The sequence below is a fragment of the Trujillonella humicola genome, assembly GCF_046233715.1.
In the GTDB taxonomy this organism is placed as follows: Bacteria; Actinomycetota; Actinomycetes; order Mycobacteriales; family Geodermatophilaceae; genus Trujillonella; species Trujillonella humicola.
In genome coordinates, this window is record NZ_JBJNRJ010000002.1 from 191,631 (window position 1) to 203,076 (window position 11,446).

Sequence of the window (11,446 nt, forward strand, 5' to 3'; positions counted from 1 at the left end):
CTGGGTGCACCGGCACTCGCCGGTCATCCTCCCGGACGGTCCGTCCGGGCATGAGCGCATCCGTGCAGATCCTCACCGTCCACCGACGTGAGCGATCGCCAGTGAGGACGCCGGTCCGGTGTCCGCGCATTCGCCACGGGACGCGCCCGAGCTGTATCGGAGTCCCACGCTTGACCACGTTCGACGCTGTCGACGTCCAGACCACCCCTGAGATCCCCGCTCCCGAGGCCGTCCTCGAGACCGTTGCCGCCGAGACCCCGGCCGAGCCGCAGGGGCCCACCTTCGGCCAGCTGGGCCTGCCCCAGCAGCTGGTGACCGCGCTGGAGCGGCGCGGCATCCGCCACCCGTTCGCCATCCAGGCCTCCGCGCTGCCCGACGCCCTCGCCGGGCGCGACGTGCTCGGCAAGGCCGCCACCGGCTCGGGCAAGACGCTGGCCTTCGGCCTGCCGATGCTCGCCCGCCTCGGTGCAGAGGCCGGCCGGGGCCGCCGGTCGCCGCGCGGGCTCGTGCTCGTGCCCACCCGCGAGCTCGCCCAGCAGGTGCACGACAACCTGGCCCCGCTCGGCCAGGCCCTCGGTGTGCAGGTCGCCGCCGTCTACGGCGGTGCCTCGATGTACCGGCAGATCCAGCAGATGCGCCGCGGCGTCGACGTCGTCATCGCCACGCCGGGCCGGCTGCAGGACCTGATCGGCCAGGGCGAGGTCACCCTCGACGAGATCGAGGTCTCGATCGTCGACGAGGCCGACTTCATGTCCGACCTGGGCTTCCTGCCGGTCGTGCAGGAGCTGCTCGACCAGACCCGGCCCGACGCCCAGCGGTTGCTGTTCTCGGCGACGCTGGACGGCGAGGTCGACTCGCTGATCCGCCGGTACCTCAAGGACCCGGCCCGCCACGAGGTCAAGCGCGCCGGCGACGACGCGCCGCCGGCCGAGCACCGCGCGTACAGCGTCGCCTTCCGCGACAAGGTGCCGGTGACCCAGGAGCTGGCCGCCCGCCCGGGCCGGACGATCGTGTTCGTCCGCACCCAGCTCGGCGCCGACCGGCTGGCCGAGAACCTCAAGGCGGTCGGGATCAAGGCCGAGGCCATCCACGGCGGCCTGCCGCAGTCGGCCCGCCGCCGCGCGCTGGAGGCGTTCACCGACGCCCGCAGCCCGGTGCTGGTGGCCACCGACGTCGCCGCCCGCGGCATCCACGTCGACGACGTCTCGCTGGTCCTGCACTACGACCCGCCGGCCGACGCCAAGACCTACACGCACCGCTCGGGCCGCACCGCCCGTGCCGGCGCCGCGGGTGTGGTCGTCTCCCTGCTGCTGCCCGACCAGGTCGGCCAGGCCAAGCGGCGCTTCCGCTCGGCCAAGGTCGACCCGGCGGTCAGCCGGATCCGCCCGGGTGACGCCCCGATCGCCGAGCTCGTCGCGAGCGGCGTGCACGTCGAGCCGGTGGAGCGGCCGGTGCGCGAGTCGCGCCGTCCCTCCGGCGGGCACGGCGGTCACGGCGGTCGCCGCCCGCGCCGCGACGGCGACCGTCCTCGCCGCGACGGCGACCGTCCTCGCCGCGACGGCGACCGCCCCCGCCGTCCGTACGGCGAGCGCTCCTCCGGCGAGCGCTCGGAGCGCCCGCACCGCTCCGAGCGTCCCTCCGGTGACCGCCCCTACGGCGACCGCCCGTACGGCGGCGAGCGCCGGTCGAGCTCCTACCGCGGCCAGGGCCGCCGCCCGGGCTCGCACGTCGCCGAGTAACCACCCAGCACGCCGAACGGCCGGTCCCGGATCCCCGGGGCCGGCCGTTCGGCGTTCCGGCCTGCGGTCAGGGCGGGGGACCGCAGCCGAGGACCGCACGAACGCCTGGGTCGACGCCGGGAGCCGTTGCGGGTGTTCCTCGCGCCTCGATGGTCCGGCAGAACCGCCGGCGCGCGAGTTCCACCCGCAACGGGTGGTGCGGGTGCCTAGTCGCGGAAGACCAGCGCCCCGCCGACCTCGCGGACGACCTCGTCCCAGTCGCTGCGCACCGCGGCGGCGTCGTCGGCGTGGAGGGTGGCCTGCGGTTCGCGGTCGGCGCGGGCCAGCGCGCGGCCCAGCGGTGACGGCGGGGTGAGCAGCTCGTCGACGCGGGTGAGGCGCGCGTACTCGGCCACGTCGCGGACGCCCTCCACCGGCTGCACCAGGGCCTCGTGCTGCACCAGGCCGGCGGCGCCGTCGGCCACCTCGGCCAGCACCTCCGCCAGCTCGGTGAGGTCGTAGCGGTCCTGCTCGGCCGGCAGCGGCGGGGTGTCGGTGGCGACGACCTCCGGCCACGAGGCGATGCCGACGAGGTCGTGCTCCTCGTCGCCGGCGACGAAGCGGGTCAGCTCGGCCGGGGTGGCGAAGAGGTAGATCTCGCCCGAGCGGCCGAGGAAGCGGGCCTCGTCCTCGACGTAGCAGCGCAGCGTGAGCCCCGCGCCCTCGGGCACGACCAGCTCCACCGGGAGGATGCCGACGCCCTCCCAGAAGCGCGCCGCGGCGGCCACCTGCGCCGGGGGTGCCGAGACACGGCTGCCTCCGCGGATCGTGCTGGTCCCCGACGCCACGGCGGCGGACGCGGCGGTCGCCCCGGCAGCCGGGCCGGCCGCCGAACGGTCGTCCGCCGCGCCGGCCTCGTCGTCGGCCGCCCCGTCCGCCTCGTCGTCGAGGTCCTCGTCGTCGAGGTCCGCGTCCTCGCCCTCGTCGACCGCCCCGGCCGCCGACGGGTAGTCCTCCAGCGAGGCGGTGCCGGCGCCGGTCCAGTCCAGGTGCGCCGACAGCTCCTCGACGACGTCCTCCCACAGCTCGTCGAGCGCCGACCCCATGCCGACCCAGGCGTCCTCCCCGGCGCGGCCGGCGAAGGCGTCGACGCCGAGGCCGAGGGAGCCGACCTCCGGCCGGGACACCAGCTCGGCCAGCGAGGGGAACTCGCCGCCGCGCCAGCTGCGCGCGGTCTCCGGGTCGCGGTCGACGTCGACGTCCGGGTCGAACTCGGGGTCGTCGTCGGCCGGGGTGTCGCCGGCGAACTCGTCGTCGTCCTCGTCGTCGTCACCGGTGTCCAGGCACTCGGCCAGGGCGCGGACGATGTCGATCGTCACCGCGAGCTCCTCGACCGCCCACCGGTCGGGGTTCTCCGCGGCGATGTCGTAGACGCCGTCGAGGTCGTAGCGGTGGTCGTCGTCGGGGGTGAGGTCCGCGGCCCCCAGGCCGGTGACGACCGGCCAGACCGGGTGGTCGGCGAGGTCGTGGTCGGTGGCGGTCCGGCAGAAGGCCGCCAGCTTCGCCGGAGTGGGGAAGAGGTGCACCATGGCCTTGTCGTCCCCGGTGGTGCCCAGGAACGCCTGCCACTCCTCGCCGTCCTCCTCCCACGGCGGCGCCCAGAGGGTGTATCCGGTGCGGTCGTCGAGGGTGAGCGCGATGGGGACGATGCTGGGCCTGGCCACGACCCCATCCTGCCGGATGACGGTCCCCGTCTCCCCACCCCTCGCAGGCGCTCGGCGGACCCCGGAGGGGCGGGGGTGTCCTAGAAGCCCTTGGGGTGCCAGACCGTCTTCGTCTCGAGGAACGTCCGCATCCGGGTGAGCCCCGGGTCGGCGGTCCAGTCCGGCTCCTCGGCTCCCGTCCCCCGGGCGGGAGGCCGGAGCACGCGCTTGATGCTGCCGGCGGCCTCCCGCTCGAACTCCATGGCCCGGTCGGCCGGGGCGCCGGTGAGGTCGATGGCGTCGACGTCGTCGTGCTCGGCCAGCCACGGGCCGAGCTCCGCGGCATCGCCGGTGAGCAGGTTGACCACCCCGCCCGGCACGTCGCTGGTCGCCAGGACCTCGCCGAGGGTCACCGCGGGCAGCGGCCGCTCCCTCGAGGTGACGACGACGGCGGTGTTGCCACCGGCCAGCACGGGCGCGAGCACGCTGACCAGGCCGAGCAGCGAGGACCGCTGCGGCGCCAGGACGGCGACCACGCCGGTCGGCTCGGGCAGCGAGAAGTCGAAGTACGGGCCGGCGACGGGGTTGGCGCTGCCGAGGACGGCGGCCAGCTTGTCGGTCCACCCCGCGTACCAGACCCAGCGGTCGATGGCGGCGTCGACGGCGGCCCGCGCCTTGTTCGCCGACAGCCCCTCGCCGGCGGCGACCTCCTCGCAGAACTGCACGTGCCGGCCCTCCATCACCTCCGCGACCCGGTACAGCACCTGGCCGCGGTTGTAGGCGGTGGCGCCCGACCACCTCGGGAAGGCCGCGCGCGCGGCGACAACGGCGTCCCGGGCGTCCTTGCGGGAGGCCCACGCGGCGTTGGCGAGGAACCCGCCCCGGCTGTCGGTCACCTCGTAGGTGCGCCCGGACTCCGAGCGGGGGAACGCCCCGCCCAGGTAGAGCTTGTAGGTCTTGCGGACCGCGAGCCGCTCGGTCACTCGTCAGCACCCCTCAGGTACGCGGCCAGGCCGTGCCGGCCGCCCTCGCGGCCGTAGCCGGACTGCTTGTAGCCGCCGAAGGGCGACGTCGGGTCGAACTGGTTGAACGTGTTGGCCCACACCACGCCGGCGCGCAGCCGGTCGGCGATGGCCAGGATCCGCGAACCCTTCTCCGACCAGATCCCGGCCGACAACCCGTAGGTGGTGTTGTTCGCCTTGGCCACCGCCTCGTCGGGCGTGCGGAAGGTGAGCACCGAGAGCACCGGCCCGAAGACCTCGTCGCGGGCGATCCGGTTGGCCGTCGAGACGCCGGTGAACACCGTCGGCGGGAACCAGAAGCCGCGGTCGGGCAGGTCGCAGGCCGGCTGCCAGCGCGTCGCGCCCTCGGCCTCCCCGACGTCCACCAGCTCCCGGATCCGGGTGAGCTGCTCGGCGGAGTTGATCGCGCCGATGTCGGTGTTCTTGTCCAGCGGGTCGCCCACGCGCAGGGTCCCGATCCGCCGCTGCAGCGACGCGATCACCTCGTCGTGCACGTTCTCCTGCACCAGCAGCCGCGAGCCCGCGCAGCACACGTGGCCCTGGTTGAAGAAGATGCCCTGCACGATCCCCTCGACCGCCTGGTCGATCGGGGCGTCGTCGAAGACGATGTTGGCCGCCTTGCCGCCCAGCTCCAGGGTCAGCTTCTTGCGGGTGCCGGCCACGGCCCGGGCGATCGACCGGCCGACCTCGGTGGAGCCGGTGAAGGCGACCTTGTCGACGTCGTCGTGCTCGACCACGGCCCGCCCGGTGTCGCCGGCGCCGGTCACGATGTTCACCACGCCCGGCGGCAGGTCGGCCTGCCGGCAGACCTCGGCGAACAGCAGCGCGGTGAGCGGGGTGGTCTCGGCCGGCTTGAGGACGACGGTGTTGCCGGTGGCCAGCGCCGGCGCGACCTTCCACGCCAGCATGAGCAGCGGGAAGTTCCACGGGATGACCTGGCCGGCCACACCCAGCGGCCGCGGGTCGGGCCCGAGGCCCGCGTGGGCCAGCTTGTCGGCCCAGCCGGCGTGGTAGAAGAAGTGCGCCGCGGCCAGGGGGACGTCGACGTCGCGGGACTCCCGGATCGGCTTGCCGTTGTCCAGCGACTCCAGGACGGCGAACTCCCGCGCCCGCTCCTGCAGCAGCCGGGCGATCCGGAAGAGGTACTTGCCGCGGTCGGCCGGGCGCATCGGCCCCCAGACGCGGGTGAACGCCCGGCGGGCGGCCTTGACCGCGCGGTCCACGTCGGCGGCGGTGCCGACGGCGACCTCGCTGAGCACCTCCTCGGTGGCCGGGTTGACCGTATTCATGGCCTCCCCGGAGCCGTCGACGAACTCGCCGTCGACGAACAGGCCGTAGGAGGGGGCGATGTCGACGATCGAGCGGGACTCGGGGGCGGGGGCGTACTCGAAGACGCTCGAGGGCGCCGGGCCGGGCGGGGTGGTGGCCATCAGTCGACGCTCACGTGGTCGGGGCCGGAGTAGTGGCCGGTGCGGAGCTTCTGCCGCTGCAGGAGCAGGTCGTTGAGCAGGCTGGAGGCGCCGAGGCGGAACCAGTCGGGGGAGAGCCAGTCGGGGCCGGCGGTCTCGTTGACCAGCACGAGGTGCTTGATCGCGTCCTTCGTCGTCCGGATGCCGCCGGCGGGCTTGACGCCGACCTGGCGACCGGTGGCGGCGCGGAAGTCGCGGACCGCCTCCATCATCACCAGGCACACCGGGAGGGTGGCGGCCGGCGAGATCTTGCCGGTCGAGGTCTTGATGAAGTCGCCGCCGGCGAGCATCGCCAGCCAGGAGGCGCGGCGGACGGCGTCCAGGGTGACCAGCTCCCCGGTCTCCAGGATGACCTTGAGGTGCGCGTCGCCGCACGCCTCCTTGACCGCGACGATCTCGTCGAAGACGTCGAGGTAGCGCCCGGCCAGGAACGCGCCGCGGTCGATGACCATGTCGATCTCGTCGGCGCCGTTCGCCACGGCGTCGCGGACGTCGGCGAGCTTCACCTCGCGGCTCGCCCGGCCGCTGGGGAACGCGGTGGCGACGGCCGCGACGTGGATGCCGGTGCCGGCCAGCGCCTCGCGCGCGACGCCGGCCAGGTCGCCGTAGACGCACACCGCGGCCACCGGCGGGCAGCTCGGGTCGGTCGGGTCGGGGCGGGCGGCCTTGGCGGCCAGCGAGCGCACCTTGCCGGGGGTGTCGGCGCCCTCCAACGTGGTCAGGTCGACCATCGAGATGGCGGTGTCGATGGCCCAGGCCTTGGCCGTGGTCTTGATCGACCGGGTGCCCAGCACCGCGACGCGGGACTGCGCGCCCACCTGGTCGACCCCGGGCAGGCCGTGCAGGAAGGCGCGGAAGGCCGAGTCGGAGCGGGTCACGTCCGCGTACGGCGCCGGGGGCTCGCGCCGCGGCGGGGTCCCCGCCGTCAGGGCGTGCGGGTCGAGCACGTGCGTCATGCCCGCCATCATCCCCTGCCGGCGGCGCGTTCCCGACCGTCGCCCACCCGCCCGGGTGGGCGCACCCTGCGGGTGCGTTCGGCACGGTGCGGGCGGGAGCCGGCCGGCATCGCGGGGAACCCGCCCGCGGAGTGCCCCGGTGCGCGCCGCCGGCCCGGGAGACGCTGCGGGTTCCGAGCTCCGGTGTCGCTACGGTGGCGCCCGTGCAGCTGACCGTCGTCGACCACCCGCTCGCCCGCGCCCGCCTGTCGCACATGCGCGACGAGCGGACCGACAACGCGAGCTTCCGCGCGGCCCTGCGCGACCTCACCCAGATGCTGCTCTACGAGGCCACCCGCGACCTCGCGGTGGCCGAGCAGCCGATCACCACGCCGGTGACGGCGACGACCGGCTTCCGGATCGCCGCGCCGCCGCTGATCGTGCCGGTGCTGCGGGCGGGCCTGGGCATGGCCGACGTCGCCCACCGGATGCTGCCGGAGTCGCAGATGGGCTTCGTCGGGCTGGCCCGCGACGAGGAGACCTTCCAGCCGAAGGCCTACATGGCCTCGCTCCCGGAGAGCCTGGTCGACCGGCACGTGTTCGTCCTCGACCCGATGCTGGCGACCGGCGGCTCGCTGGTGCACTGCTGCGGGCTGCTGACCGAGCGGGGCGCCACCGAGATCACCGTGCTGTGCGTGCTCGCCGCGCCCGAGGGGCTGCGCCGGCTCGAGGAGAGCGGCCTGCCGCTGCGGGTGTTCACCACCAGCGTCGACGAGGGGCTCAACGACAACGCCTACATCGTGCCGGGGCTCGGCGATGCCGGGGACCGCCAGTTCGGGGCGGTCTGAGGCGTGCGGTTCGCCGTCCTCGGCACCGGGTTCTGGGCCCGGACGGTCCACGCCGCCGCGCTGGCCGCCCACCCCGACGCCGAGCTCGTCGCCGTCTGGGGGCGCGACCGGCGCAGGGCCGAGGAGGCCGGCGCGGAGTTCGACGTCCCGGGCACCGACGACCTGGACGCCGTCCTGGCCGACGTCGACGCCGTCTCCATCGCGCTGCCGCCGGACGTGCAGGCCCCGCTGGCCGAGCGCGCCGCGGCCGCGGGCAGGCACCTGCTGCTGGAGAAGCCGACCGGGCTGAGCCTGCCGGTCGCCGACCGGCTGGCCGACGCCGTCCGGGCGGCCGGGGTGGCCTCGGTCGTCTTCTTCACGATCCGCTTCCAGGAGGCGACCTCCACCTGGCTCGCCCAGGCCGCGCGCACCCAGCCGGCCGGCGGCTCGGGTACCTGGCTGGGCTCGATCGCCGGCTCGCCCTTCGCCGGCTCGCCGTGGCGCCAGGAGCACGGCGCGCTGTGGGACGTCGGCCCGCACCTGCTGTCGCTGCTGGTGCCGGCCCTCGGGCCGGTGACGGCGGTGCAGGCGGCCGCGGGCCTGCGCGACACCGTGCACCTGGTCCTGCAGCACCCCGGCGGCGTGGCCAGCACGGCCAGCGTCTCGCACACGGTCGCCCCGCTGGCCGCCGGCGTGGAGGTGTACGTGCACGGGGACGCCGGCCGGCTGGTGTTGCTGCCGGAGCTGGACCGGCCCGTGGCGGCCTGCACGGCGGCGATCGACGAGCTGCGGGCCGCGGCGCTCACCGGCGGGGCGCACCCGCTGGACGTGCACTTCGGCCGCGACGTCGTCGCCGTCCTCGCCGCCGCGGAACGGGCGCTGGCCACCGGTTGCCGGGAGGCCGTCGGGACCTGAGCCGCCGCTCCCAGTCGCGCCCCAGTGGGGTGCAACAGCGCCGTCCCACCCTCCTCCCATCGGACGGAGCCCCACCGGGGCCGGCGGGAGGAGAGGGACATGCACGACGTGGAGCGGGACGGCGGCTCGTGGTACCTGCGGCGCGGACGGATCAGCCGGCGGACCTACTGGCTGCACTACGCGCTGCCGATCACCGCGGCGAGCCTGGCGGCGGTGGTCCTGGACGTCAGCTCCGGTCTGGCCTGGTACTCCACCAGCTACTCCGGTGGCTACTACGGCTACGCCGCCCAGGAGACCTACGCCGGCGGACCGTTCATGCTGCTCACGTCGCTGGCACTGCTGGTGCCCTCGGTCAGCGCCCTGGTCGCCCGGCTGCACGACCGCGGCCGCTCCGCGTGGTGGCTGATGTGGGGTCTCGTGCCGTTCGCCGGCGGGATCGTCCTGCTCGTCTGCACCCTCCAGCGCGGCGACGAGGGCCCGAACGGCTACGGGTTCCCCGAGGGCAGCGGCTTCAGCGAGCGGCGGCCGGCGCCGGCCCTCGTCCGCTGAGACCGAGCGGGCGCCGGGCCGCCTGCGGTCAGCGGTGTCGGCGCCACCACAGCGCCAGGCCGCCGGCGGCGAGCAGGACGCCGGCGGCCGCCGCGGTCGCCGCCGGTGTGGTCAGCGCGTCGGCGAGCCGGTCGAGGTGCTCCACCGAGGCGCCGGCACCGACCTGCAGCACCGTGCTCGGCACGAGACCGACCGCGGTCGCGGCGAGGTACGCGGCGGGCCGGACGGCCGACAGGCCGGCCGCGTAGCTCACCACCGCGAACGGCGCGGCCGGGAACAGCCGCAGGGCCAGCACCGCGGCGAAGCCGCGGGTGTCGAGGAACCGGTCGGCACGGGCCAGCCGCGGTCCGGCGAGTGCCGTGACCGCCGGGCGGCCCAGCGCCCGGCCGAGCACGAACGCCCCGACGCCACCGATCACCCCGCCCGCCAGGGAGATCGCCAGGCCGGTCCAGAACCCGGCGACCAGCCCGGCGAGCACCGACAGCGCGGTGCGGGGGACCGGGCCCAGCAGCGCCAGGCCGACGCCGAGGGCCAGCAGCACCGGACCGAGGGCGCCGGCGTCGTCGAGCCAGTCCCGGGCCGAGTCGACGGCGGGCAGGTCGGCGGTCGCCGCGACTGCGACGCCGACCGCCAGCAGGACGGCGAGGGCGACGGCGCGCGTCCACGGGGCCCGGCCTCGCCGCGGAGGCCCCGGGCGGGCGTGCGAGCCCGGGGGAGCAGCGAGGCGCTCACTCACGTCCGGAAGACCACCAGGCGGAGCATCACGAAGTTGACCGCGGTGCCGACGCCCTGCGACAGCGCCCAGGCCAGGGTGATCCGCCAGCTGCTCTCGGGCAGCACGGCCAGCGCGAGCGCGTTGACGCCGAGGATCACGAAGAACGTCGTGGTGTACAGCACGGCGAAACCGGTGGCCCGCTTCGCCGAACCCTCGACTCGGAAGGCCCAGCGCCGGTTGAGCACGTAGGCGGTCGTCGTCCCGCAGACGAAGCTCAGCGCGCGGGCCGCCGTCGTCCACATGCCCAGGTGCAGGGAGAGCGTGTAGACCGTCAGGTCCACGACGGCCCCGAGCAGGCCGACCGCGACGAAGCGGACCAGCTGGTCGACCAGGCCGGTGCGCCGTCCGGTCGGTCCGTCGGGTGCGGTCACCGGCGCGGCCCGGGGCGTGTCGTCGGCCAGCTGCGGCGTCCTGTCGTCGGGCACGCGGACCATTGTGACCACAGCCGGACCCGCACACGGGTTCCGCCGCGGGGCCCGGCGCCCCTTCCGTCACACCCCCAACACGTGGGCCAGTTCGGTGAGGGAGGCCACGGTCAGGTCGGCGTCCGGGTCGGTCACCGGCGGTGTCCGCACCCCGCCGAACTCGTGCGGCCGGTGCAGGTACGCGGTCGGCAGCCCGCGTCCCCGCGCGGCGGCCAGGTCGTCGACGTGCGCGGCGACCATGAGCACCCGGGCCGGGGGCAGGCCGAGCAGCCGCGGCGCGGAGTCGTAGACCTCGGCGTCGGGCTTGTAGCGCCCGACCACCTCCGCGCCGAGGACGGCGTCCCACGGCAGGCCGGACCGGCGGGCCAGCGCGATCTGCAGGGCGACCCCGCCGTTGGACAGCGGGGCGAGGACGTAGCGCGTCGCCAGCCGCGCCAACCCCGGGGCGGCGTCGGGCCAGGCGTCCAGCCGGTGCCAGGCCAGCACCAGCTCGTCGCGCACCGCCGGCGGGACGTCGCCGGCGCCGTGCGCCTCGAGCACGCCGTCGACCGACTCGCGGTGCAGCACGTCCAGCGGCACGAAGGGGCGGCGTCCGCTGCGCACCTCCTCCATCGAGGGGACGTAGCGGGCCCGCCAGTCGTCGGCGAAGCCGGCCGCGTCCACCCGGTCGCCGAGCAGCCGGGTCACCTCGCGGGCGACGCCGGTGCGCCAGTCGACGACCGTCCCGAAGACGTCGAAGACCAGCGCCCGCACGTCCATCACAGCCCCAGCGCCGCCGAAATCTCGGCCCGCAGGGCGTCGAGCTCGTCGGCGCCACGGCCGCGGGCGGCGATCACCCCGGCGTCGTCGTGCACGGGGACGACGGTCTCCAGGTAGGCCTTGAGCTTGGGCTCGGTGCCGCTCGGCCGGACGACGACGCGCACGCCGTCCCCCAGCAGCCGCACGGCGTCGACGGGCGGGTCCTCGTGCGCCAGGTCGGCGGCGGCGACCGGGCGGCCGAGCAGCGTGGCGGGCGGCAGCGCGCGCACCCCGGCCAAATCGCCGGAGATGACCCCCTCGTCCACCACCCGCACCCACACGTGCCCCGTGGCCAACACGCCGAGCTACC

The 11,446-nt window shown here is 75.6% G+C and carries 12 protein-coding genes; 4 read left to right on the forward strand and 8 right to left on the reverse strand.

What is annotated here, in order from left to right:
- Nucleotides 1-170: 170 nt before the first annotated feature.
- Nucleotides 171-1,739, forward strand: a complete 1,569-nt coding sequence (locus tag ACK586_RS02315) for a DEAD/DEAH box helicase (RefSeq protein ID WP_409328828.1) — start codon at nucleotides 171-173, stop codon at nucleotides 1,737-1,739.
- Nucleotides 1,740-1,945: 206 nt separating this feature from the next.
- Here the strand turns inward: ACK586_RS02315 and ACK586_RS02320 are convergent, their stop codons facing one another.
- From ACK586_RS02320 to deoC, 4 genes are all read right to left on the reverse strand, one after another.
- Nucleotides 1,946-3,442: a hypothetical protein gene (locus ACK586_RS02320; RefSeq protein ID WP_409328829.1), complete on the reverse strand. Its 1,497-nt coding sequence runs from the start codon at nucleotides 3,440-3,442 to the stop codon at nucleotides 1,946-1,948.
- Between the two features lie 80 nt (nucleotides 3,443-3,522).
- Nucleotides 3,523-4,404: an aldehyde dehydrogenase family protein gene (locus ACK586_RS02325; RefSeq protein WP_409328830.1), complete on the reverse strand. Its 882-nt coding sequence runs from the start codon at nucleotides 4,402-4,404 to the stop codon at nucleotides 3,523-3,525.
- The gene (locus tag ACK586_RS02330) at nucleotides 4,401-5,873 is read right to left on the reverse strand and encodes an aldehyde dehydrogenase family protein (protein WP_409328831.1); all 1,473 of its coding nucleotides are present in this window, start codon (nucleotides 5,871-5,873) and stop codon (nucleotides 4,401-4,403) included. The genes ACK586_RS02325 and ACK586_RS02330 overlap by 4 nt, the downstream gene beginning before the upstream one ends.
- A complete protein-coding gene (deoC, locus tag ACK586_RS02335) occupies nucleotides 5,873-6,868 on the reverse strand; it encodes a deoxyribose-phosphate aldolase (RefSeq protein WP_409328832.1) in 996 nt (331 codons plus the stop codon). Before deoC ends, ACK586_RS02330 begins: the two co-directional genes overlap by 1 nt.
- Before the next feature lie 203 nt (nucleotides 6,869-7,071).
- Between deoC and upp the strand changes: the two genes are divergently transcribed.
- The 3 genes from upp (at nucleotide 7,072) to ACK586_RS02350 (ending at nucleotide 9,138) form a co-directional block, all read left to right on the forward strand.
- Nucleotides 7,072-7,695, forward strand: coding sequence for a uracil phosphoribosyltransferase (gene upp / locus ACK586_RS02340; RefSeq protein ID WP_409328833.1), 624 nt, complete (start codon nucleotides 7,072-7,074; stop codon nucleotides 7,693-7,695).
- Nucleotides 7,696-7,698: 3 nt separating this feature from the next.
- Entirely contained in the window at nucleotides 7,699-8,589 is an 891-nt protein-coding gene (locus ACK586_RS02345; protein ID WP_409328834.1) for a Gfo/Idh/MocA family protein, read from the forward strand.
- Nucleotides 8,590-8,688: 99 nt separating this feature from the next.
- Nucleotides 8,689-9,138, forward strand: coding sequence for a DUF805 domain-containing protein (locus ACK586_RS02350; RefSeq protein ID WP_409328835.1), 450 nt, complete (start codon nucleotides 8,689-8,691; stop codon nucleotides 9,136-9,138).
- A gap of 28 nt (nucleotides 9,139-9,166) precedes the next feature.
- Here ACK586_RS02350 and ACK586_RS02355 read toward each other — a convergent pair whose 3' ends face one another.
- From ACK586_RS02355 to ACK586_RS02370, 4 genes are all read right to left on the reverse strand, one after another.
- Entirely contained in the window at nucleotides 9,167-9,874 is a 708-nt protein-coding gene (locus tag ACK586_RS02355; RefSeq protein ID WP_409328836.1) for a TVP38/TMEM64 family protein, read from the reverse strand.
- Nucleotides 9,871-10,338, reverse strand: coding sequence for a GtrA family protein (locus ACK586_RS02360; protein WP_409328837.1), 468 nt, complete (start codon nucleotides 10,336-10,338; stop codon nucleotides 9,871-9,873). Before ACK586_RS02360 ends, ACK586_RS02355 begins: the two co-directional genes overlap by 4 nt.
- 66 nt (nucleotides 10,339-10,404) lie before the next feature.
- Nucleotides 10,405-11,097: a haloacid dehalogenase type II gene (locus ACK586_RS02365; protein ID WP_409328851.1), complete on the reverse strand. Its 693-nt coding sequence runs from the start codon at nucleotides 11,095-11,097 to the stop codon at nucleotides 10,405-10,407.
- Entirely contained in the window at nucleotides 11,097-11,435 is a 339-nt protein-coding gene (locus tag ACK586_RS02370; protein WP_409328838.1) for a hypothetical protein, read from the reverse strand. Before ACK586_RS02370 ends, ACK586_RS02365 begins: the two co-directional genes overlap by 1 nt.
- Nucleotides 11,436-11,446: the final 11 nt, after the last annotated feature.

Coding starts and splice junctions, on each gene's coding strand:
- ACK586_RS02330 (WP_409328831.1), bottom strand. CDS start 5,873: ATGGCCACCACCCCGCCCGGCCCGGCGCCCTCGAGCGTCTTCGAGTAC.
- deoC (WP_409328832.1), bottom strand. CDS start 6,868: ATGACGCACGTGCTCGACCCGCACGCCCTGACGGCGGGGACCCCGCCG.
- ACK586_RS02350 (WP_409328835.1), top strand. CDS start 8,689: ATGCACGACGTGGAGCGGGACGGCGGCTCGTGGTACCTGCGGCGCGGA.
- ACK586_RS02365 (WP_409328851.1), bottom strand. CDS start 11,097: ATGGACGTGCGGGCGCTGGTCTTCGACGTCTTCGGGACGGTCGTCGAC.